The 21,487-nt window shown below is 57.1% G+C and carries 18 protein-coding genes; 3 read left to right on the top strand and 15 right to left on the bottom strand.

Features of this window, described 5'->3' with window-relative positions; all coding sequences use genetic code 11:
* Positions 1-5: 5 nt before the first annotated feature.
* Positions 6-1,247 (bottom strand): lipoprotein-releasing ABC transporter permease subunit, encoded by a 1,242-nt coding sequence (locus tag B7L15_RS05660; protein WP_085918026.1) that lies wholly within the window; start codon positions 1,245-1,247, stop codon positions 6-8.
* Between the two features lie 205 nt (positions 1,248-1,452).
* Between B7L15_RS05660 and B7L15_RS05655 the strand changes: the two genes are divergently transcribed.
* Together B7L15_RS05655 and B7L15_RS05650 are read left to right on the top strand one after the other, a co-directional pair.
* On the top strand, positions 1,453-2,529 hold the full coding sequence (locus B7L15_RS05655; RefSeq protein ID WP_254902856.1) for an agmatine deiminase family protein: 1,077 nt from the start codon (positions 1,453-1,455) through the stop codon (positions 2,527-2,529).
* Positions 2,526-3,428: a carbon-nitrogen hydrolase gene (locus B7L15_RS05650; protein ID WP_085918025.1), complete on the top strand. Its 903-nt coding sequence runs from the start codon at positions 2,526-2,528 to the stop codon at positions 3,426-3,428. The genes B7L15_RS05655 and B7L15_RS05650 overlap by 4 nt, the downstream gene beginning before the upstream one ends.
* An 82-nt stretch (positions 3,429-3,510) precedes the next feature.
* Here the strand turns inward: B7L15_RS05650 and B7L15_RS05645 are convergent, their stop codons facing one another.
* From B7L15_RS05645 to B7L15_RS05630, 4 genes are all read right to left on the bottom strand, one after another.
* Entirely contained in the window at positions 3,511-4,467 is a 957-nt protein-coding gene (locus B7L15_RS05645; RefSeq protein WP_233337222.1) for a Nudix family hydrolase, read from the bottom strand.
* Positions 4,468-4,567: 100 nt separating this feature from the next.
* Positions 4,568-5,797: a bifunctional glutamate N-acetyltransferase/amino-acid acetyltransferase ArgJ gene (gene argJ / locus B7L15_RS05640; protein ID WP_085918024.1), complete on the bottom strand. Its 1,230-nt coding sequence runs from the start codon at positions 5,795-5,797 to the stop codon at positions 4,568-4,570.
* Between the two features lie 29 nt (positions 5,798-5,826).
* Entirely contained in the window at positions 5,827-8,568 is a 2,742-nt protein-coding gene (gene secA, locus B7L15_RS05635) for a preprotein translocase subunit SecA (protein WP_085918023.1), read from the bottom strand.
* A gap of 74 nt (positions 8,569-8,642) precedes the next feature.
* Positions 8,643-9,005 carry a hypothetical protein gene (locus tag B7L15_RS05630; RefSeq protein ID WP_085918022.1) on the bottom strand — a complete coding sequence of 121 codons (363 nt, stop codon included), beginning with the start codon at positions 9,003-9,005 and terminating at the stop codon, positions 8,643-8,645.
* A 157-nt stretch (positions 9,006-9,162) separates the two neighbouring features.
* Here B7L15_RS05630 and B7L15_RS05625 point away from each other — a divergent pair, with 157 nt between their 5' ends.
* A complete protein-coding gene (locus tag B7L15_RS05625; RefSeq protein WP_085918021.1) occupies positions 9,163-9,648 on the top strand; it encodes a DUF721 domain-containing protein in 486 nt (161 codons plus the stop codon).
* 68 nt (positions 9,649-9,716) lie between these two features.
* Here B7L15_RS05625 and lpxC read toward each other — a convergent pair whose 3' ends face one another.
* The 10 genes from lpxC to mraY all read right to left on the bottom strand — a co-directional run bounded on the left by lpxC (position 9,717) and on the right by mraY (position 21,483).
* Complete coding sequence (gene lpxC / locus B7L15_RS05620; protein ID WP_085918020.1) at positions 9,717-10,628, bottom strand: UDP-3-O-acyl-N-acetylglucosamine deacetylase; 912 nt, start codon at positions 10,626-10,628, stop codon at positions 9,717-9,719.
* 136 nt (positions 10,629-10,764) lie between these two features.
* Positions 10,765-11,937 (bottom strand): cell division protein FtsZ, encoded by a 1,173-nt coding sequence (gene ftsZ / locus B7L15_RS05615; RefSeq protein ID WP_085918019.1) that lies wholly within the window; start codon positions 11,935-11,937, stop codon positions 10,765-10,767.
* A 34-nt stretch (positions 11,938-11,971) separates the two neighbouring features.
* Positions 11,972-13,261, bottom strand: coding sequence for a cell division protein FtsA (gene ftsA / locus B7L15_RS05610; RefSeq protein ID WP_066321059.1), 1,290 nt, complete (start codon positions 13,259-13,261; stop codon positions 11,972-11,974).
* Positions 13,262-13,560: 299 nt separating this feature from the next.
* The gene (locus B7L15_RS05605; RefSeq protein ID WP_085918018.1) at positions 13,561-14,274 is read right to left on the bottom strand and encodes a cell division protein FtsQ/DivIB; all 714 of its coding nucleotides are present in this window, start codon (positions 14,272-14,274) and stop codon (positions 13,561-13,563) included.
* On the bottom strand, positions 14,271-15,212 hold the full coding sequence (locus B7L15_RS05600) for a D-alanine--D-alanine ligase (protein WP_085918017.1): 942 nt from the start codon (positions 15,210-15,212) through the stop codon (positions 14,271-14,273). The genes B7L15_RS05605 and B7L15_RS05600 overlap by 4 nt, the downstream gene beginning before the upstream one ends.
* Positions 15,209-16,666 (bottom strand): UDP-N-acetylmuramate--L-alanine ligase, encoded by a 1,458-nt coding sequence (gene murC / locus B7L15_RS05595; RefSeq protein WP_085918016.1) that lies wholly within the window; start codon positions 16,664-16,666, stop codon positions 15,209-15,211. Before murC ends, B7L15_RS05600 begins: the two co-directional genes overlap by 4 nt.
* The gene (gene murG, locus B7L15_RS05590; RefSeq protein WP_254902855.1) at positions 16,663-17,757 is read right to left on the bottom strand and encodes an undecaprenyldiphospho-muramoylpentapeptide beta-N-acetylglucosaminyltransferase; all 1,095 of its coding nucleotides are present in this window, start codon (positions 17,755-17,757) and stop codon (positions 16,663-16,665) included. The genes murC and murG overlap by 4 nt, the downstream gene beginning before the upstream one ends.
* A gap of 20 nt (positions 17,758-17,777) precedes the next feature.
* Complete coding sequence (gene ftsW, locus B7L15_RS05585; RefSeq protein WP_085918015.1) at positions 17,778-18,959, bottom strand: putative lipid II flippase FtsW; 1,182 nt, start codon at positions 18,957-18,959, stop codon at positions 17,778-17,780.
* Positions 18,956-20,344 (bottom strand): UDP-N-acetylmuramoyl-L-alanine--D-glutamate ligase, encoded by a 1,389-nt coding sequence (murD, locus tag B7L15_RS05580; RefSeq protein ID WP_085918014.1) that lies wholly within the window; start codon positions 20,342-20,344, stop codon positions 18,956-18,958. Before murD ends, ftsW begins: the two co-directional genes overlap by 4 nt.
* A 56-nt stretch (positions 20,345-20,400) precedes the next feature.
* The gene (mraY, locus tag B7L15_RS05575; RefSeq protein ID WP_085918013.1) at positions 20,401-21,483 is read right to left on the bottom strand and encodes a phospho-N-acetylmuramoyl-pentapeptide-transferase; all 1,083 of its coding nucleotides are present in this window, start codon (positions 21,481-21,483) and stop codon (positions 20,401-20,403) included.
* Positions 21,484-21,487: the final 4 nt, after the last annotated feature.

The following is a 21,487-nucleotide window of genomic DNA, read 5'->3' as shown; positions in this document are numbered from 1 at the left end:
CATCCTTATTCATAGCGCAGCACATCCGCAGGCTGGACACTAGCGGCTCGCCAAGCCGGGTATAACGTTGATAAGAACGTCAACCCAAAGGCAGCCAGCACAATGTTTCGAACATCTTCAAAGTGTAAACGCGACGGCAAATCACTGATGAAGTAGACCCCTGCGTCGAGGAATTTAATATTCAAGAAACCCTCGACCCAGCCGATCAGATCGGAAATCGTCAAGGCGAGCAACACACCGACAGCGACGCCCACGGCAATCCCGATCAAGCCGATAGCCAACCCCTGCACGATAAAAATGCCCATGATCGAACGCGGCGTGGCACCAATGGTTCGCAGTATGGCGATGTCAGCCCGCTTGTCGGTGACGACCATGACCAGGGACGACACAATATTAAAGGCGGCGACCGCAATGATGACCGTCAACAACAGCGCAATCATGCGTTTTTCCATCTGGATTGCCTGGAAAAGATTGCCCTGTGAATAGGTCCAGTCGCTCCCTCGATAGCCGGGGCCCAGTTCATTGAGGATAGCCTGTGTTTCGCTACCGGCGACAAACAGGTCGTCCAGCTCAAGACGCAGCCCCCCGATCGCATCACCAAGACGACCAAGCGTCTGCATGTCCTCGATATTAGCGTAAGCTAAGTTAGCGTCAAGCTCAGCGCCAACGCTAAAGATACCGCTCACGGTGAAGCGTTTGAGACGCGGAAATACGCCCGCCGGGGTAATCGAGGCCTCAGGAACCAGCAATGTCACTCGATCACCCACACCGACGCCCAGGCGTCGGGCCAACATCGACCCCAGCACCACGTTCCATTCGCCCGGCACCAGGTCACTTAACTCACCTCGTTGCATGTGGTCGCCAATAATCGATACCTTATCTTCCCAGTCGGGGTGGATACCGTTGACCATGGCGCCTTCATTGTTGCCGCCAACCGAGAACATGCCCTGCTGTTCGACATAGGGGGCGACCCCCTCAACGCGGTCACGCTGCATAATCTTTTCGGCCAGCGACTGCCACTCCACCATGCCATCACGGGCTTCGATTTTGGCATGCGGCACCATGCCCAGAATTCGGGTACGCAGCTCATGGTCAAACCCGTTCATTACCGACAGAACGAGAATCAGTACCGCCACGCCCAGCATCAGTCCCAGCATGGAGGTCAGCGATATAAACGAAATAAAATGGTTTCGGCGTTTAGCGCGCACGTAGCGCAGCCCCACCAAAAAAGGCAAACGATCAAGCATGGCGTCATTCCTTATAAGTCAGCGCTCATGGTACGGTTTTTTTAGCATCGCTGCATATGTATAAGCGGGCTTTAGAGGCACATCAGCCGCCAGCGTTCCCTCATGATTCTCTATACTTGCAACTTTTCGCGCCAGCCCCTACATTGCGCCGATTCGACTGGCGCCAGGCGCGCTCTCTTTTAACTTCGCTGCGAGCGGCTTTACGTTGATCACTTCGACCTACCGTTTATTACCCGAGTGGCATCCTCAAGATGGCATTCAACTCACCTGGCCACGCCCGGAGGGCGACTGGCAGGCGCTCCTGGGTGGCATTGAAGGCACACTTGAGCGTATTGTCGTCGCCGTGAGCCGCTATCAAAGAGTGCTCATCAGCGTGCCTGACAATGCCACGCGCACACGCCTGGCAGCGACATTCGACGCCTACGGGGTACCCGAAGGTCAGTTGCTGTTGTGCGTCGCGTCCAGCAACGACACCTGGGCACGCGATCACGGGCCGATTACCGTCGCCGATGAAACGGGGGCGTTGCAACTGCTGGATTACACCTTTACCGGCTGGGGCGGTAAATTTCCTGCTGACCGCGATAACCAGTTGACCCACCGGCTTGCCGAGGAAGGCGTTTGGAACTGCTGTGTAAGCCGCCGCGAGCTAGTGCTGGAAGGAGGCGCGATTGAGACGGACGGCGACGGCACCTTGCTCACCACCGAGGCCTGCCTGCTTAATCCCAATCGCAACCCGCAGATGACGCGGCATCAACTGGAACAACAGCTTGAGAAAGACTTAGGGATAGATCGCGTGCTGTGGTTGGCCCATGGCCATCTGGAAGGCGACGACACGGATAGCCACATTGATACCCTGGCGCGTTTTTGCAACCCGACGACAATCGCCTATGTGCGCTGTGACGACCCGACGGATCCTCACTACCCAGCCCTGCAAGCGATGGAGCAGGAGCTGCAGGCGTTTCGGCAGCGTAATGGCGAGCCCTATCGGCTAATTCCGCTGCCCTGGCCTCAGGCCTGCTATGCACCCGACGATGGTCGCCGCTTGCCAGCCACTTACGCCAATTTTTTGATCATCAATGGCGCTGTACTGGTACCCACCTACGGGGACCCCGCCGACGTTATCGCGCTGAACGCTCTGGCGGTCGCCTTTCCCGAACATACGCTTATTCCCATTGAGTGCAGTCACGTCATTCGCCAACACGGCAGCCTGCATTGTTTAACCATGCAGCTCCCCAGAGGCACGCTCGCCACTGCTCATCAGACCGCTGAGGAATCATCATGAAAAGCCCCGTCACCGTTGGCATCGTCCAACAGCAAGCCTGGCCCGATAAAACCCAAAGCCTGGATGCCAGTGAAGCAGGCATTCGCAACGCTGTGCAGCAAGGGGCTCAGCTGGTATTGCTCCAGGAATTGCATGCCACGCACTATTTCTGCCAGTACGAAGACCCTGCGGTGTTCGACCTGGCCGAGCCGCTGGACGGACCCACGGGCCAACGGCTCGCTGAATTGGCCCAGGAACTGGACATCGTACTCGTCGGCTCCCTGTTCGAGCGCCGGGCGCCCGGTCTTTATCACAATACCGCGGTGGTATATGACCGCGCCAAGGGCCGCGTGGGGCACTATCGCAAGATGCATATCCCCGACGACCCCGGGTTTTACGAGAAATTCTATTTCACCCCAGGCGATCACGACGCCGCGCGCAATGAGGGGTTCACTCCCATCGATACGTCGCTCGGCCGCCTGGGCGTGCTCGTCTGCTGGGACCAGTGGTACCCCGAAGCCGCGCGACTGATGGCTCTTGCCGGCGCCGAGTTGCTTCTCTACCCCACCGCCATCGGCTGGGATCCCAACGACGACGATGCCGAGAAGGCCCGTCAGCAGAACGCCTGGACGCTCATCCAGCGCGCTCACGGTGTCGCCAATGGATTACCCGTGGTCGTCGCCAACCGCGTTGGCTTTGAGGCCGACCCGTCTAACGTGGGTGCGGGCATCCAGTTTTGGGGAGGCAGTTTTGTCTGTGGCCCGCAGGGTGAACTGCTGGCGAGCGCGGGAGAGACGACAGAACAGCTGGTCGTGGAGGTCGATATGGCACGCAGCGAGAACACGCGGCGTATCTGGCCTTACCTGCGTGACCGCCGTATCGATGCGTATGGCGAGCTGACCCGACGCTTCAGGGACTAGGCGCCTGATGCTCTTCTGTTGTTAAGCAAAACGCCTGCCTGGGATTAACCAGACAGGCGTTTTTCATGCCCTGCTTACTTCCTTACTTCCAGAAATCGCGGATGGAGGCAATCCCCTGGGCGCCAACGGCCCGGGCGTGATTGGCATCAAAACGCGTCATGCCGCCCAACGCAAAGACCGGCATGCCGGCGTGCTCCACCCACTGCTGAAAATCATGCCAGCCGATGGGGGCTACGTCGGGGTGCGACGGCGTGGTGCGCAACGGCGATAGCGAGACAAAGTCACAGCCTAGCGAGGCAGCCTGTTCCAACTGCTTGGGGTCATGGGTCGACGCCGATAGCCATTTATTTTCCGCAATTGGCCGACGTTCAAGCTGCATTAGACGCTCGCTGGTCAGGTGAATACCGTCGGCATCCACCTGATCAAGCAGCGACGGATCGCCATTGAGCAGCAAGCGAGCACCGACCTCATGGCAAAGGGCGAGTGCACGCTCAGCCCTTGCCACATAGGCCTCCGGCGTTAACTGCTTGGCACGTAGCTGCACCAGGCGAATACCATCTTCGCTCAACGCCCGGGTGAGTGACGCCTCAAAACGGGCTTCATCGGCTTCTTCACCGGTAATCAGGTATTCAGTCGGCAACATGACAGCCCGCAAGATAGGCAAATTTGCCGCCGGGAACGGGTAATTCACCAGTTCCTCCATGGGGACCCAGCGAACGGCCTGGCCTTCGCGACCGAAAGGTTCACCGGCAAAGGCATGCACCTGCCAGACATCGAGCAGTATATGCTTATCCGAATACTCATGATGCACTCGGATTAATGGTTGCGCATTGACAATTTCGACACCCAGCTCTTCGTGTAACTCCCGCTTCAAGCCTTCCAACCCGGTTTCGTAGGGGGCCAGCTTGCCGCCGGGAAACTCCCATAACCCGCCGTGATCAACATTCGAAGGCCGCCTGGCAATTAACACCTGCTGCTTGTCAGCACTGATAATGGCAGCGGCTGCCACATGAACCCGTCGTTTAACCATGATATTCATTGCATCTCTATCCACTGTGTGCACACCCGCTGAGCGATAGTGGTGTTATATCGCTACGTTAAGATCTATTGACGTCGAGGGAGCGACGATAGTTTGTCGCTTAGCTACGATAATCAGCGTTGATCGATACATAGTCATGGGAGAGATCCGACGTCCACACTGTGGCACTATCGTCACCCCGCCCCAGACAAATGCGGATGGTAATCTCATCGTTGGCCATCACCTGGCTACCGGCTTCTTCCGTATACCCCGCCGCTCGACCGCCGTTTTCCACCAGGCGCACATCGCCAAGCTCGATGATGACCTTTTCAACGTCAAACGCATCGACTGGCGCACGACCAACGGCGGCAAGAATACGTCCCCAGTTGGCATCGGACGCATAGAGTGCCGTCTTGACCAACGGAGAGTGGGCAACGGTAAAGGCCACATCAAGCGCTTCCTGGCGGCTACGCGCCTGCTCGACCTGCAAGGTGACAAACTTGGTCGCACCTTCACCATCGCGAATAATGGACTGCGCCAATTCCGTCATTACCCGCTGCAAGCCGTTGCGGAATATCTCGATATGCGCATCGCTTTCAATACGCACCCCCGTGCCGGTTGCCGCCAGCATGCAGGCGTCATTGGTCGAGGTATCGCTGTCAACGGTAATACAGTTGAACGAGCGATCGACCGTTTCGCGCAGCAGGCGATCCAACAATGCCTGATCGATTCCCGCATCCGTCACTACAAAGCCCAACATGGTGGCCATGTTAGGCTTGATCATGCCCGAGCCCTTGGCGATCCCGTTGATGACAACCTCCCGGTTTCCGATCGCCAAGGTCACGCTCGCCCCCTTGGGACGTGTATCGGTGGTCAAAATACCTTCAGCCGCGTTTTGCCAAGCTTGACCATCGCTTGCCAAATCGCCAAGCGCCACAGGAATGCCGTCCAGAAAGCGTGCCATGGGCATTGGCTCGCCGATCACGCCCGTGGAAAACGGCAGCACGGCATAAGGATTGGCACCCACCTGCTCAGCAACTGACGCGCAGCTGTTCTGAGCGTCCTTAAGGCCTGTGTCGCCGGTGCCTGCATTGGCATTGCCCGTATTGATCAACCAGAAACGAGGGACTTGACCGTTTTCAGCGCTACGCTGAAGGTGCTCCTTTGCCACTTTCACCGGAGCGGCGCAGAAGGCATTACGGGTAAACACCCCCGCCACCGTCGAGGTCTCGGGCAACTCAATAACCACGACATCACGGCGGTCTGGCTTTTTTATCCCGGCCATGGCCGAACCCAAACGCACCCCGTCAAGGGTCGGCATAGAAGGGAAAGGCATCGATCCTACCGCCATGTAGTTCTCCTTAAACGTGGCTTTTGCACTTAGTCGAGTTTACCGCAACACTGCTTATACTTTTTGCCTGATCCGCACGGACAGGGGTCATTGCGCCCCACCTTGGGGCCCTCGCGACGAACGGGACGGCCGTCGGCGCCAGGCGCCTCTTTAGGCGCGTCGGTATCCTCGGCCGCGGCAGAGTCCGGGTCATCATGGCGACTGGCGGCAGTGGCTTTTTCACGTTCCAGCGCTTCACGACGCTTCTGCTCGAGGGCTTCCACTTCTTCCGGCTGGCGCACCTGTACATGGCTGAGAATCCGCGTCACGTCTGCCTTGATGTTAGTCAGCAATTGCTGAAAAAGCTCAAACGCTTCACGCTTGTATTCCTGCTTGGGATTTTTCTGCGCATAGCCACGCAGGTGAATACCGCGACGCAGGTGGTCCATGGATTGCAGGTGCTCTTTCCAACGGGTATCGAGAACCTGCAGCATCACCTGCTTTTCAAACCGGCGAATAAGCGCTTCACCGGCGGCGTCGATTTTCGCACCGTAGGCTTCGCGGTGCATGGTGTGCAGGCGTTCACGCAGCTTCTCTTCGTTGAAGCGTTGATCCGCTTCTGCCCATTCGACCACCGGCGCATCCAGGTTGAACTCGGTTTTCAGGTGCGCTTCCAGGCCCGGCAGGTCCCATTGCTCCGCCAGGCTTTGCGGCGGAACAAAGTCGCTGATGGCGTCTTCCATGACTTCTTCATGGATACCCGCAACAGCGTCTGCCACGTTATCCGCCGCCAGGATATCGTTACGCTGCTGATAAATGACCCGGCGCTGGTCGTTGGCCACATCATCGTATTCAAGGAGCTGTTTACGAATGTCGAAGTTGCGCCCCTCGACTTTTTTCTGCGCTCGCTCAACGGCATTGGAGACCATCTTGTGCTCGATGGCTTCGCCACGCTCCAGGCCCATCGCCTGCATCAGACGCTTGACGCGGTCAGAGCCGAACAGTCGCATCAAACTGTCTTCGAGGGACAGGAAGAAACGAGTGGACCCTGGGTCACCCTGGCGCCCGGCACGGCCGCGCAGCTGATTATCAATTCGCCGCGACTCGTGGCGTTCGGAGCCGATCACATGCAAACCGCCGGCTTCCAGAACGGCGTCGTGACGCTCCAGCCATTCTGCTTTTAGGGCATCAATCTGCGCCTGGCTGGGCTGCTGCAGTTTGGCCACTTCAGCTTCCCAGTTACCCCCCAGCACGATATCGGTACCCCGGCCCGCCATGTTGGTGGCGATCGTTACCGCCCCAGGACGCCCCGCCTGGGCAATGATCTCGGCTTCACTTTGGTGTTGCTTGGCATTGAGAACGCTGAACGCGAGTTTGGCCTCGCGCATCAGGTGCGCAATGTATTCGGAGGTTTCGATGGAGGCCGTACCCACAAGCACAGGGCGACCCGCCTCGGTCTGCACCTTGACATCCTGAATGATGGCTTCGTACTTCTCTTCCGCGCTCAGGTAGACCAGGTCATTGAGGTCTTTACGCGTCAACGGCCGATTGGTGGGAATCACCACCACATCAAGCCCATAAATCTGGCGGAATTCAAAGGCCTCGGTATCGGCCGTCCCGGTCATACCGGCGAGCTTGTCGTAGAGGCGGAAGTAGTTCTGAAAGGTGGTCGAGGCCAGGGTCTGGCTCTCGCGCTGAACCGTGACGCCTTCTTTCGCTTCGACAGCCTGGTGCAGACCCTCGGACCAACGCCGCCCCGGCATGGAACGGCCGGTGTGTTCGTCAACGATCACCACCTGATCGTCGGCGACCATATAGTCCACGTCGAGATGGTAAAGATGACGAGCCCGCAACGCCGAGTGCATGTGCTGGAGCAGGTTGAGGTTTTGAGCCGCGTAGAGGGAGTCATCTTCCCCCAGCAGCCCCTCCTCACGCATGAGCGCTTCGACCTTGTTGTGGCCCTGCTCGGTCAGCTCGACCTGTTTTTGCTTTTCCTCGAGGACGAAATCCCCCGTGACCGGCGTTTCGTCGTCCTCGGACTTTTCGCCTTTTTCCAACTGCTGCGACAGGCGATCAACCACTTTGTAAAGGTCGGTATTCTCGTCGACAGCGCCTGAAATAATCAGCGGCGTACGGGCTTCATCGATCAGGATCGAATCCACCTCATCGACAATCGCGTAGTGCAAGTCACGCTGGACTTTATCTTCAAGCGAAAAGGCCATGTTATCGCGCAGATAGTCAAAGCCAAATTCGTTGTTAGTGCCGTAGGTAATATCACAGTGATACGCATGACGCTTTTCAGCACTGGTCTGACCACTGAAAATAACCCCGACAGTGAGCCCTAAAAACTCATAAAGCGGGCGCATCCATTCAGCGTCACGGCGGGCCAGGTAATCATTCACTGTCACGACGTGAACGCCTTTCGCCGGTAGCGCATTCAAGTAAACGGCGAGGGTCGCCACCAGGGTCTTACCCTCGCCGGTTTTCATTTCGGCGATACGGCCGCGATGCAGGGTGATCCCGCCGACCATCTGCACATCAAAGTGACGCATCCCCATGACGCGTTTGCTGGCTTCACGGACCATCGCGAAGGCTTGCGGCATTAAGCTGTCCAGCGACTCACCGTCCGCCAGTCGCTGACGCAGTGTCGCCGTTGTGCCCTGCAGTTCGGCATCGCTTAATGCCTCGAACTCACTTTCCAACGCATTAACGTGCTGCACGCTTTTGAGCATGCGTTTCACATCACGGTCATTTTTTGAACCGACGACCTTACGTAATAAATTATTGATCATGTAGTTTCCAACTAACCGCGAGCGCCCTTGACAGGGCCACCCCGTTCCATAAATGAAGAAGGTTGACTGATTTTTCAGCGGTAAAACGGGGAATTCTGAGGGGGGCCACGACGGCTGAACACATCATGTGCGGCCACTAGCACACTAACAAACCGCTTGAATGCGAAAGGTCTAGGTGATGTTAAGGGCTTCAACACGACCCAGAAGCGCCGCATAGCGCGACGCCGGGTTGCCATCAAGCGTGTCCGTGCGCGCAAGACGGCAGGCACCCAAATACACGCCACGACGCTGCGCTCACCACCCCGCAGCGCTTCTGCATAGGTCAGGTTAGTCGGCAATAAACAGCCGACCAACAGGCCTGCCAGCCACCAGCGCGCCAGACTATGGCGACGCTGACGCCGAGGCAATACCGAGGCAATGTTCAACGCTTGCGACATGCTGTGGACAAACTCCTGAGCGTGTTAGGCTTTAAGGATCGGGCAACCTGACGTGTGCCCGACATCACCTTTGCCAGAAAGCATCTACATAAGGCACCTATGTAAAGGTAAAGTCCCCATGCATAGGGCAATAAGCGATACCTTAGGAATCAAGCGTATGAGTATAAAGGTTAAGCGATCTCAGGCCCAGCCCATCAGCCGTCTGATGGGCAAGTCGGGCGATATCGGCAAGCTTATGCGCCTCTCAGCACTTATTGATCAGGCACAACGGCATTTGCAGGCCCACTTGCCCGAGGCAATGCGTGAGCATATTTATGTTGGCGGATTCCGAGACGGACGCTTGACATTGATTAGCGGCCAGGCCCAATGGCTAACTTGGCTGCGCTACGAACAGGACCGCTTGCTAAGCCTTATTCATCAGTTGCCGGGATTCGAGGGCGTCACCGGATTTACCTTCAAGGTGCGTCCTGTAAGGACCATCCAGCCACCTTTACGCAATACCCGCTCTCTGTCGCGTTCAGCCGGCAATACGCTCAGCCAATGTGCCGAAGACACCGACCACCCTGCCCTCAAGCGGGCCTTGGAACGACTGGCCTCCCACGCACCGGATGAAGCCAGCAACGAACCCAGCCATGAAGACTGACCCACAAAACAAAACGCACCGCCATGGCGGTGCGTTTTTCGAGCAGTCAATCAGGCGAACAAGACTGACTACGCCATGGCAGGTGCCGAGTAGGAAATCGGCGCCACGGCCTGTTCTTCTTCAAAGGTGACAATTTCATAGGCATCGGGCTGAGCCAGTAACTCGCGACATAATTGATTGTTCAATGCGTGACCCGACTTTACGCCGCGGAACTCGCCAATCAGGCTATGACCTAGCTGGTACAGATCACCAATGGCATCCAGCACCTTGTGCTTGACGAACTCGTCTTCGTAGCGCAACCCGCCCTCATTGACGATTCGATAGTCATCGACAACGATGGCATTATCCAGGCTTCCACCTAATGCCAGGTTGTTCGAGCGCAAGAATTCGAGATCGCGCATAAACCCGAAGGTACGCGCACGGGAGACTTCTTTAACGAAGGAGGTCGTCGAAAAGTCGATCAGTGCCGTTTGCTTTTGCTGGTCGAACACCGGGTGATCAAAGTCGATGGCAAAAGAAACCTTGAACCCCTGATGCGGCAGGAAGGTCGCTTCTTTATCGTCTTCTATCACGCTGATCGGACGCTTGATACGAATAAATTTCTTGGCTGCTTCCTGCTCCAGAATACCCGCCGATTGAATCAGGAAGACAAACGGGCTTGCACTGCCGTCCATGATAGGCACTTCTGGGGCGCTAACATCGACATACGCATTATCGATGCCCAATCCAGCAAACGCCGACATCAAATGCTCGACAGTCGCGACTTTGACACCCTGATAGCTGAGTGCAGTACACAGCTTGGTATCTTCAACCAACTCTGCGCGGGCAGGCACCTGGGCCATTGGCTCCAGGTCCGTTCTGACAAACACAATCCCCGTATTAGCGGGCGCCGGACGCAAAGCCAGATGAACTTTTTTACCCGAGTGTAAACCCACTCCGGTGGCACGAATGATATTTTGTAAGGTGCGTTGTCTGATCATGGGCAGTGGTCGAACTCTAATAACGGGGATAACCGCAAGGGATGAAAGTTATCAAACAGTGTTCACTTTAACAGCAAACGAGAGTTTTGACCAATAAAACTCTCGTTTGGCGGTAGCATGAACCTGATAGCTTGTATCAATCCGCTTGGCGGCGAAGAAACGCGGGGATGTCCAGGTAGTCGTCAGCATCCGCAGCGCGACGCTTTTCAGGGCGTGCAGGTGTGCTTTCGGCAGCTTCGGCACGGCTGCTTGCCTGCTGGCGCATTACCGTCGGCTGTTGCAGCTTGCGGTAATCTGCAGAGGTTTCCGCCGTCCGGCGAGCCGGCTCGCGGGTAGCCGCTTTAGGCTGACCACCATCCAGGCCTGCCGCCACCACCGTTACACGCAGCTCGTCTGACATTTCCATATCAATGGAAGTTCCCACGACGATCGTCGCTTCCTGGGAGGCAAATTCCTGAACCGTGGCGCCCACGTCGTTGAATTCGCCAATCGATAGATCAGGACCTGCCGTGATATTGACCAGAATGCCGCGGGCGCCGTGCAGATCGATATCTTCCAGCAGCGGGCTGCGGATAGCCTTTTCAGCGGCTTCGCGGGCGCGGTTTTCACCTGTCGCACCGCCGGTGCCCATCATCGCCATGCCCATCTCGGACATCACCGTGCGCACGTCGGCAAAGTCGACGTTGATAATGCCCGGGCTCGTAATCAGCTCGGCAATGCCCTGGACAGCCCCCAGCAGCACATCGTTGGCTGCGCTAAAGGCGGTCAACAAGGTGGCATTTTTGCCTAGAACAGAGAGCAGCTTTTCGTTGGGAATGGTGATCAACGAATCCACATGCTCCGAGAGCTCTTTCATGCCCTCTTCTGCCGCGCGCATCCGCTTGGGCCCTTCAAAGGGGAAGGGGCGCGTCACCACCGCCACCGTCAGGATACCCAATTCCTTAGCCACCTGCGCGACGACAGGCGCACCACCGGTACCTGTACCACCGCCCATACCAGCGGTGATAAAGACCATGTCAGCGCCATTGAGAAGCTCAGCGATACGCTCACGATCTTCCATCGCCGCCTGACGGCCGACATCCGGATTAGCTCCCGCACCCAGGCCTTTGGTGATTTCACCCCCAAGCTGCAGAACCGTCTTAGCGGATACCCGCTTTAATGCCTGAGCATCGGTGTTGGCGCAGATGAACTCGACGCCTTCGATGTTGCTTTCGACCATGTGGTTAACTGCGTTGCCACCACCGCCGCCAACGCCAACCACTTTGATGACCGCACTGCTCGAGGGTGCGCTATCTACCAATTCGAACATAAGCCCCGTCTCCTGAACCGCGCTTGCGGCCCTGTCAGAAATTTCCTTTGAACCAGCCTTTGATTCTTGCCAGCGCTGCACTGCCATCCTTGACGTCACGCCGGGAGACGTCAGTACGCCCCTTGTGCACAGGGATGACTCCCCGTTGACTTTCTCGACCATGCCCATGGCGGGATTCCTGCAGTGCATAATGCAGTAAACCCACACCCGTTGCATAGATAGGGTTGCGTACTACGTCTGACAACCCTTTGACATTTTGTGGACACGCAATGCGAACGGGCATATGAAAAATCTCTTCAGCCAGCTCGCCCACGCCTTCCATACGTGACGTACCGCCCGTCAGCACAATACCGGCAGCGACCATGTCCTCATAGCCGCTGCGACGCAGCTCGTCTCTGACCAGCGTAAACAGTTCCTCATAGCGTGGCTCCACTACTTCGGCCAGGGCTTGCCGGGAAAGGTCCCGAGCCGGCCTGTCACCTACGCTAGGTACCTTGATCATTTCGTCGCTTGCCGCTAACTGAGTCAGCGCGCAAGCGTACTTTACCTTGATCTCTTCAGCGTGCTGCGTCGGGGTCCGCAACGCCATCGCAATGTCGTTGGTGACCTGATCGCCGGCAATAGGAATCACCGCCGTATGGCGAATGGCACCTTCGGTGAAAATCGCCATATCGGTTGTTCCTCCACCGATATCGACCATGCAGACACCCAGCTCGCGCTCGTCCTCGGTCAGCACTGCCATGCTGGACGCCAGTTGCTCGAGGATAATGGCATCTACATCCAGACCACAGCGGCGTACACACTTTTCAATGTTCTGTACCGCATTGAGGGCGGCGGTTACCAAATGAACCTGCGCCTCAAGGCGAACCCCCGACATACCCAGGGGCTCGCGAATACCGCCTTGAGCGTCGATTGAAAACTCTTGGGGCAGCACATGCAGAACGCGCTGCCCTTCTGAAACAGCGCGCGCGCGCGCCGAGTCAATCACTCGTTCGATATCCGAGGGCGTCACTTCACGCTCTTTGATGGCCACCACACCATCGGAATTCATCGATTTGATATGGCTGCCAGCCACGCCGACATAGACAGAATGAATGTCGCAGCCTGCCATCAGTTCGGCTTCTTCAACGGCGCGCTGGATTGATTGCACGGTCGACTCAATATTAATAACCACGCCGCGCTTCATGCCCCGCGAAGGATGCGAGCCAATACCTGCAATTTCAATTCCACCGTCGTCGGTCGGCTGACCGACGATCGCGACGACCTTGGACGTTCCAATGTCCAGCCCGACCACCATGTTGGATGCGTTGGGTGAGCCTGCCATGAGTCGGGAAATCTCCTTGTCGCCTTAAATAAAAAAACAATTAACGTTCAATTCTACTTGGGCACTAGTTAATAAGAGTGCCAACTTGTGTCTTTGCGATGCTGAGCAGTGAGCTAACTTAATCGGCAATATTAACATTTATAATTCACGATTGGCTCATAGTATAGAAACAATCAGCGCATTACGACTAGTCAATTATCACAATAGTCGCCATCAAAGCGAAATAAAACCCCATTCGCGCGGTTTTCATCGACAGCGACTGCTTACTTTACACCGTTAAACGATGTTTCATCGACGCGTTACTCTTCTTGCACATCAAATTCACTTTCTCCGTGCCAAGCCACCGCCACCCCATTGGGGTAGCGTAAATCGATATAACGGATGCGTTCGCTTAAACGACTCAATTCCCGCTGCCAGGAAGCGCTTAAACGCGCCAGCCGCACTTGATGTTGACGACGCCCCAACATAACCCAGGTGCTATCATTTAACTGTAACCGCCAAGCGCCACGCGGCTCTAATCGTAACTGCGTTAACCGTAGATTCAGCCCTGCGAAATGCGGGGTTAATTGGTGGTAATAATCCAACACTTCTTTACTGCTACCAGCGGGGCCTGCCATATCGGGCAAGCCCTTGGGCGCTTCCATCGGGGCGAATGCAAAAGCTTCGCCTTCTGCGTTAAGCAGAAAGTCGTCATTCCAGCGGGCCACAGGGGTTTGTTCAATCAGCTCAAATACCAGCGCATTGGGCCATTCACGTGTTATGCGCACTTCATTCAACCAACCTATGCGCAATGCCTGTTGCCTTAACGCCCCCAGATCAGCAGATAACCACTGAGTGTCCTCAACGACAGGTGCCAACTGGGTCCGTAGATAATCAGCATCGACGTAGTCCCAGTCGCCCCGAATAGAGACACGCTCAATGGGGCGATCAAGCCACAGCCATAGCGCCTGTCCACCTGCCACCAACAGCAGACCCAACATCAAAGCACCCAACCAGGCCTGGCGTTTTTTCATGAGGCGCTCTTTTGGCCGGCCGTTTGCAGGATACGCATCACCAACTGATCAAAATCCATACCGGCATGGGCAGCCGATTGGGGCACAAGGCTGTGGTCGGTCATCCCGGGCACGGTATTGACTTCGAGTAACCAAAAGCGCCCTTCACTGTCACGCATCACGTCAACGCGCCCCCAACCCTGCCCACCCACGGCGGCAAATGCCTGTTGGCAGAGCGCTGCCAGCGCAGACTCGTCCTTTTGCGACAGACCGCACGGCAGATGATATTGCGTCGTATCGGTTAAATATTTGGCTTCATAGTCGTAAAAGCCACCCGGCACTTCAACGCGAATGGCGGGGAGCACCTGATCGTCTAACAGACTCACCGTGTATTCATCGCCTTGGATGAATCGCTCTGCCATGACCCGCGCGTCGAAACGGGCGGCATCATGATAGGCGGCTTCCAGGGCTACCTGATCGTCGACAATGTTGATGCCAAGCGTCGAACCCTCGTGGACGGGTTTGACGATCAGCGGCAAGCCAAGCTGCGCGACAACCCCAGCCCAGTCAGAGTCTGCATGCAGCATGATGCTTTCCGGCGTTGGCAACGCCAGCGCATGCCATACCTGCTTGGTTCGTTGCTTATCCATACCCAATGCCGACGCCAGGACACCACTGCCCGTATAGGGAATGCCCAATAGCTCAAGCGCCCCTTGCAGCGTACCGTCTTCCCCGCCACGGCCGTGCAGCGCGACAAAAACGGCGGTTGGCGCCAGCTTTTCCAGACCGACCAACCCGCCCTCGCGCGGGTCGTAACCCTGGACATTAACGCCCTGACGCTCCAGCGCCGCAATAATCGCGGCGCCGCTCTTCAATGACACTTCACGCTCGGCAGAATGACCGCCATAGATGACGACAACACGCTCAAGCGATAGGGATTCAGAGTTGAGTCCGCTCACAGGTCTACCTCATTTAACGCCAACTGGGCTTGCGCCAGGCGCAGCGAGATACCGCCGACATCCCCGGCACCCTGGGTAATCAAAATGTCGCCGGGGCGCAGCACGTGACTTAGCAGGTTAGGCAATTCGTGTTTATGCTCGACAAATAGCGGATCGACCTCGCCACGCTGACGAATCGAACCCGCCAGCGTACGGCCTTCTGCCCCGGGAATCACCGCTTCACCAGCGCTATAAACGTCCAACAGCACGAGCGTGTCCACCTGGGAGAGCACCCGGACAAAATCCTCGTATAAATCGCGCGTCCGGCTATAACGATGCGGCTGATAAAGCATCACCAAACGCCGCTCAGGCCACCCCGCCCGAACCGCCTGAATGACCATATCCACTTCTCGAGGATGATGACCATAATCATCCACCAGCATGACGTCACCGCCCGTCGGGCTGGGGTAATGGCCATGCACCTGAAAGCGGCGCCCTACCCCAGCAAAGCTCGCCAGGGCGCGCGTGATCGCCTCATCACTGACACCCGCATCGGTGGCCACCACGATGGCCGCCATCGCGTTCAATGCGTTGTGACGTCCCGGCATGGCCAGTCGTATGGGTAGCGGGTCGGCATCACCTGGACGCAATGCGGTAAACGATACCTCGCCCCCTAGCTGCTCAAAATCGGTGATTCGGTAGTCGGCATCCGCGTCGAACCCGTAGGTGACGAACTGACGTTTCACCTGGTCACAGAGCTCGCGCACATTGGCATCATCCGTGCAAAGCACCGCCAGCCCGTAGAAAGGCAGATTATGAAGAAATTCGACAAACGTGCTTTTAAGACGCGAGAAGTCACCACCGTAAGTTGCCATGTGGTCGGCATCGATATTGGTAACGATGGAGACCATGGGCTGCAGGTGCAGGAATGACGCATCGGATTCATCGGCCTCGGCCACCAGATAATCACCCTCACCCAGCCTTGCATTGGCACCCGCGCTGGTCAGCTTGCCACCGATCACAAACGTCGGGTCAAGGCCGCCCTCGGCCAGTATCGTTGCCGTCAAACTGGTGGTCGTGGTTTTGCCATGGGTACCGGCCACCGCGATGCCGTGGCGAAAGCGCATCAGTTCGGCGAGCATTTCAGCGCGGCGCACCACCGGTACGCGGTGATCGTTGGCCCAGCGAATTTCTGGATTCGTCGGATCGATGGCGCTCGATACCACCACGACATCCGCCCCCGACACGTGTGCCTCAGCGTGACCGATCGATATACTGACACCACACTGGCTCAAACGCTCGGTAACGGGCGAAGGTTTCAAATCGCTGCCGCTGACAGCGTAGCCCTGGTTGGCTAGCACCTCCGCGATGCCGCACATACCTGCACCGCCGATGCCAACAAAATGAATGCGCCGAATGCCGCGACCAGTGGGGGCGGTCGTTGCTGATGCCGCCTTGGTTACAGAGTGGGTCACACAGTCTCTCCTTGCGGTATCACAGCCAGACACCCGTCGGCCAGGCGCTGGGTTGCTTCCAAGTAGGCAGCCTGGCGTGCATTAGCGGCCATCGCCGCCAGGGTGTCAGGCGTTAATAAATTTGCCAATTCATGGCTAAGGCGCTCGGCGGTCAGCTCGGACTGAACGATGCACAGTGCCGCCTTTGCCTCGACAAGCACCTGGGCATTGACGCGTTGGTGATCATCTACCGCGAAAGGGAAAGGCACCAGCAAGGCTGGCTTGGCCGCTGCCGCCAGCTCCGCAACGGTCAATGCCCCGGCACGGCAAACCACTAGATCGGCCCAGTCATAAGCCGCCGCCATGTCACCAATAAATGGCTCTACAAGCGCCTCGACGTCCTGCTCGGCATACAGAGCCGCGGTATCAGCATCACGCGCCTTGCCGGCCTGATGCCATATAGCCGGCCGCTGCGCAGCCGCCAGACGGGCGATCGCTCCGGGCAGTCGCTCGTTAAGGGCAACAGCGCCCAGTGAACCACCGACGACCAACAGGCGTAGAGGGCGGTCTGTCATGGTCGCCGAATCGCGCGGATGATCGCCCAAGGAGGCAATATCCTCGCGGACCGGATTGCCAATCACTTCCGCCCGTTGGCCAAAGGCCTGCGGAAAAGCCGCATAGGTGCGGCTAGCCAGGCGCGACAACACCCTGTTCGTCAATCCCGCCACCGCGTTCTGCTCATGAATCACCAGCGGAATGCCCAATGTCCTGGCGGCCAGGCCGCCAGGACCACTGGCAAAACCACCCAACCCAACCACAACTTGAGGTTTGAATGCTGCCATGACACGGCGGGACTGACGTACCGCGCGGCTCAGGTTCAAAGGTGCCTTCAGCCAGCCTGTCAGACCATTACCGCGCAGCCCTGAAATAGCAATGGTATGCAGAGTGATACCCGCGTCGGGCACCAGCCGGTTTTCAATGCCTTTCGGACTACCCAGCCACTCAACTTCGACACCCTGAGCCATCAGAGCGCGCGCCAACGATAAAGCAGGCATCACGTGGCCCCCGGTTCCTCCTGCCATGATGAGCGCTCGGCGCGCTGGCTGTGTCACAGGCAACTCCTTAAGCTTGATTATGAGAGGCGTGGTTCACGACGCGGGCGATAGGGCGTCGAGGCACGTTTTGGCTGTTGGCGCGTTTCCACATCGGTGCGCAACAACAAACCGATCATGACGCCGGTCACCAGCAAGCTGGAACCGCCATAGCTCATCAGTGGTAGCGTCAATCCTTTGGTTGGCAGCAGTCCAGAGCTTACCGCCATGTTGATAAACGCCTGAGCCGCAATAATGAAACCAATACCATAGCTGACATAAGCGCCAAACAGATGCCCTGACAGCTCAGCTCGACGCCCTACCAACATGGCCCGGGCAATCAACAGCGTAAATAACACCACCACTGTGATGGCGCCCAACATCCCCAACTCTTCGGCGACCACTGCAAAAATAAAATCGGTATGCGCCTCGGGGAGGTAATGCAACTTCTGCACGCTGTTGCCAAGCCCGGTACCGGTGACATGACCACGGCCAAAGGCAATCAGTGCCTGGGTCAGCTGATACCCCGTCGCGAACTGATCGGCCCATGGGTCCAAAAAACTGGTCCAGCGAGCCAGCCGGTAGGGTTCAAGCGCCACCATCATCACCGCACCCGTCGCCAACAGGCTGCCACTACCAATCAATAAAGTTAGCGACGCCCCCGCCATCATCAGCATACCAATCACGCACGCTGCAAATACCACCATACCGCCAAAATCGGGCGCTAAAAATAACAGCCCGGCCGGCACGGCCAATACGGCCAGTGGCCGCCATATGCTGAATGGCTTGCGTCTGAGGTCGTAAGCAAAGCGTGACATGAAAGCTGCCATATAAAGAATCAAGCCAATCTTGGCGAGCTCGGATACCTGCAGGCTAGGCAATGGGCCGGGCAGTGCAATCCAGCGTTTGCTGCCGTTGATTTCCTGACCGATGAACAGAACCAGTGTCAGAAGGAAAATATTGACAAGCAGAATCAGACTGGCGTTTTGACGCCAGACCTCCAGCGGAAGACACAACATCACCAGGCATGCCGCTATGCCGAGCAGCAAGAACACACCATGCTGCTGTGCATAGTGATAGCTGTCATCGACCAACCCGATAGAGGCCGAACTCACCATCACCCAGCCGAAACCCGCTAGCGCCACCGCCACCACGATCAACCAGACGTCACAGGGCGCCCCTTGGGTAGACAGTTTTTGGCGTAGATCCTGGAATCGCTTCATGACGTTGCCTCGCTGGAGAATCGTGCCTTTTGCTCTACCCATTGACGAAAGGCATCGCCTCTTGCCTGGTAATTGACGAATTGGTCCAGACTCGCACAGGCCGGCGACAGCAGCACACAATCACCGGGTTTCGCAAGCGCATATGCTTCTTGCATGGCATGCTCCAGCCCTTCCACCAGACGCGTCTCGACGTGGTCAGCCAACGCCTCATCCAGCCGCAATGCATCTTGGCCGAACAAGATAACGCAGCGTGCGCTGGCGCTTAATGGCGCCGCCAGGGGAGAAAAATCGGCCCCCTTCCCCACCCCGCCTGCCAGCAATATCAACCGACCTGTTAAGCTGGCGCTAATGCCTTCAATGGCCGCAAGGGTCGCTCCCACATTGGTACCCTTGCTATCGTTCACCCATTTAACGCCGTCGAGTTCAACGATTAGCTCGCTGCGATGGGGCAATCCCTTAAAGCCCTTTAATGCCTCGCACATGGCCGTTTGATCAAACCCCAATGCGTCCCCCATGGCCAGGGCGGCCAACCCGTTAACGTAATGATGCTGGCCTACCATCGCCAATTGATCGGCGGCAAGCCAAGGCGCTTTCCCCTTCATCAGGGTTAACTGCCCCTGCTCTATCGCCAACCCAAAATCACGACTGCCTGGCGCCTGATTGCCAAAGCGAGTCAGCGTGGCAACCGGCTCGTTGGGAAACGTCATGGGATCATCGGCATTGACAACAGCATGCTGGGCACCGTGAAAAATGGCTTGCTTGGCACGACAATAGCCTTGCATATCGCCATGTCGGTCCAGGTGATCTTCCGATAAATTTAAAAAGGCGGCTACCGCCGCCCCAAGGCGGGGGGTGGTTTCGAGCTGAAAACTGGAAAGCTCAAGGATGAATAGCTCAGCGTCAGGCTGTTGCGCCAATAGATCCAGTGCCGGGGTGCCGAGATTACCGCCAACAGCGGCGTTGACACCTGACACCTGGGCCATCTGCCCGAGCAGGGTTGTCACGCTTGACTTGGCATTCGAGCCGGTAATCGCGGCAATGGGGGCAGATGCTGCACGCACAAAAAGGGCCATTTCGCCGACCAGCCGGGGCTCGCCAGTACGGGGGTTCATCTGCGCCGCCAGCGGCGCTAAGGTCGGATGATGGGGGTCGACACCCGGGCTCACCACGACTTCTTCCACCGCGTCAATATCCAGGACCTCGAGGGGGCCGCAATGAACGACCACGTCAGGATGGGCGCTGTGGAACGCAGCCATTTCAGGTGGTTCCTCGCGGGTGTCCGCCACCATGAACGACACGCCCTGTCGCGCCAAGTGGCGACATATCGCCCGCCCCGAGATTCCCAGCCCCACGACGAGCGTTATTCCTGGTGGAACATGAACCATCCCGGCTCCCTCACACCGACCCATGTCTGGCCCGGCCGCATTGAAAATGAAAAAACTTAACGGACTTTCAGCGTGGCTAGACCCAGCAACACCAGTACCACGGTAATGATCCAGAAGCGCACGATCACCCGCGGCTCTGGCCAGCCTTTCAGCTCATAGTGGTGATGTAGAGGCGCCATTCGGAAAATCCGGCGTCCAGTAAGCTTGTAGGAACCAACCTGCAAAATGACCGAGACGGTCTCCAGAACGAAAATACCGCCCATGATGAACAACACGATTTCCTGGCGGACAATAACGGCGACGACGCCAAGCGCAGCGCCCAGTGCGAGCGCTCCCACGTCGCCCATAAAGACTTGTGCAGGGTAGGTATTGAACCAAAGAAAACCCAATCCAGCGCCCGCTATCGTGGCGCAAAAAACAGCCAGCTCTCCGGTGCCCAGAATAAACGGGATATGCAGATAATCAGCGAAAAGTGCGTTGCCGCTGGCATAGGCAAAAATCGCCAGCCCCATCGCCACCAGCACCGTCGGCATGATAGCCAGGCCATCCAGGCCATCGGTCAGGTTGACGGCATTGGAGCTACCGACAATCACCAGATAGGTTAGCAGGATATAAAAAACACCCAGAGGAATCGCGACGTCTTTCAACGTCGGTATCAACAAGCTGGTCTCGACCGCCGAGGCTGCGGTAAAGTAAAGAATCAGTGCCGCACTCAAGCCGACCACTGATTGCCAGAAATATTTCCAGCGTGCCGGTAAACCCCGAGGATTTTTCTCGACCACCTTGCGGTAATCATCTATCCAGCCAATCGCGCCAAACCCCAGTGTCACGCCTAGCACGACCCATACGTAGTGATTGGTCAGGTCCCCCCACATCAAGGTGCTGATGGCCATGGCCATCAGAATCATCGCCCCTCCCATGGTCGGCGTGCCGGCTTTTGAGAGGTGTGATTGCGGACCGTCATCACGCACGGCCTGGCCAATTTGCCCTTCGACCAGCCGCCTTATCACCCAGGGCCCTAGCCATAAGCACAGAAACAAGGCTGTCAGGGCGGCTAAAATCACCCGTAAGGTTAAATAGTTAAAGACTTGAAAGGCAGATTGATACTGCGACAGAAAATTCGCCAAGTGAAGTAACATGAAC

It is taken from the genome of Halomonas sp. CSM-2, assembly GCF_002119345.1.
Lineage (GTDB): Bacteria > Pseudomonadota > Gammaproteobacteria > Pseudomonadales > Halomonadaceae > Vreelandella > Vreelandella janggokensis.
The sequence above is the reverse complement of the archived record's forward strand: the minus strand, read 5'-3'. Positions and strand labels throughout refer to the sequence as shown.

Excerpts from the sequence above, each read along its gene's own strand:
- B7L15_RS05605 (WP_085918018.1), bottom strand. The coding sequence starts at position 14,274 with ATGAAAAAACGCCAGGCCTGGTTGGGTGCTTTGATGTTGGGTCTGCTG.
- mraY (WP_085918013.1), bottom strand. The coding sequence starts at position 21,483 with ATGTTACTTCACTTGGCGAATTTTCTGTCGCAGTATCAATCTGCCTTT.
- lpxC (WP_085918020.1), bottom strand. The coding sequence starts at position 10,628 with ATGATCAGACAACGCACCTTACAAAATATCATTCGTGCCACCGGAGTG.
- secA (WP_085918023.1), bottom strand. The coding sequence starts at position 8,568 with ATGATCAATAATTTATTACGTAAGGTCGTCGGTTCAAAAAATGACCGT.
- ftsW (WP_085918015.1), bottom strand. The coding sequence starts at position 18,959 with ATGAAGCGATTCCAGGATCTACGCCAAAAACTGTCTACCCAAGGGGCG.
- B7L15_RS05650 (WP_085918025.1), top strand. The coding sequence starts at position 2,526 with ATGAAAAGCCCCGTCACCGTTGGCATCGTCCAACAGCAAGCCTGGCCC.
- ftsZ (WP_085918019.1), bottom strand. The coding sequence starts at position 11,937 with ATGTTCGAATTGGTAGATAGCGCACCCTCGAGCAGTGCGGTCATCAAA.
- B7L15_RS05660 (WP_085918026.1), bottom strand. The coding sequence starts at position 1,247 with ATGCTTGATCGTTTGCCTTTTTTGGTGGGGCTGCGCTACGTGCGCGCT.
- B7L15_RS05645 (WP_233337222.1), bottom strand. The coding sequence starts at position 4,467 with ATGAATATCATGGTTAAACGACGGGTTCATGTGGCAGCCGCTGCCATT.
- B7L15_RS05630 (WP_085918022.1), bottom strand. The coding sequence starts at position 9,005 with ATGTCGCAAGCGTTGAACATTGCCTCGGTATTGCCTCGGCGTCAGCGT.
- B7L15_RS05625 (WP_085918021.1), top strand. The coding sequence starts at position 9,163 with ATGAGTATAAAGGTTAAGCGATCTCAGGCCCAGCCCATCAGCCGTCTG.
- argJ (WP_085918024.1), bottom strand. The coding sequence starts at position 5,797 with ATGGCGGTAGGATCGATGCCTTTCCCTTCTATGCCGACCCTTGACGGG.
- murD (WP_085918014.1), bottom strand. The coding sequence starts at position 20,344 with ATGGTTCATGTTCCACCAGGAATAACGCTCGTCGTGGGGCTGGGAATC.
- ftsA (WP_066321059.1), bottom strand. The coding sequence starts at position 13,261 with ATGGCAGGCTCACCCAACGCATCCAACATGGTGGTCGGGCTGGACATT.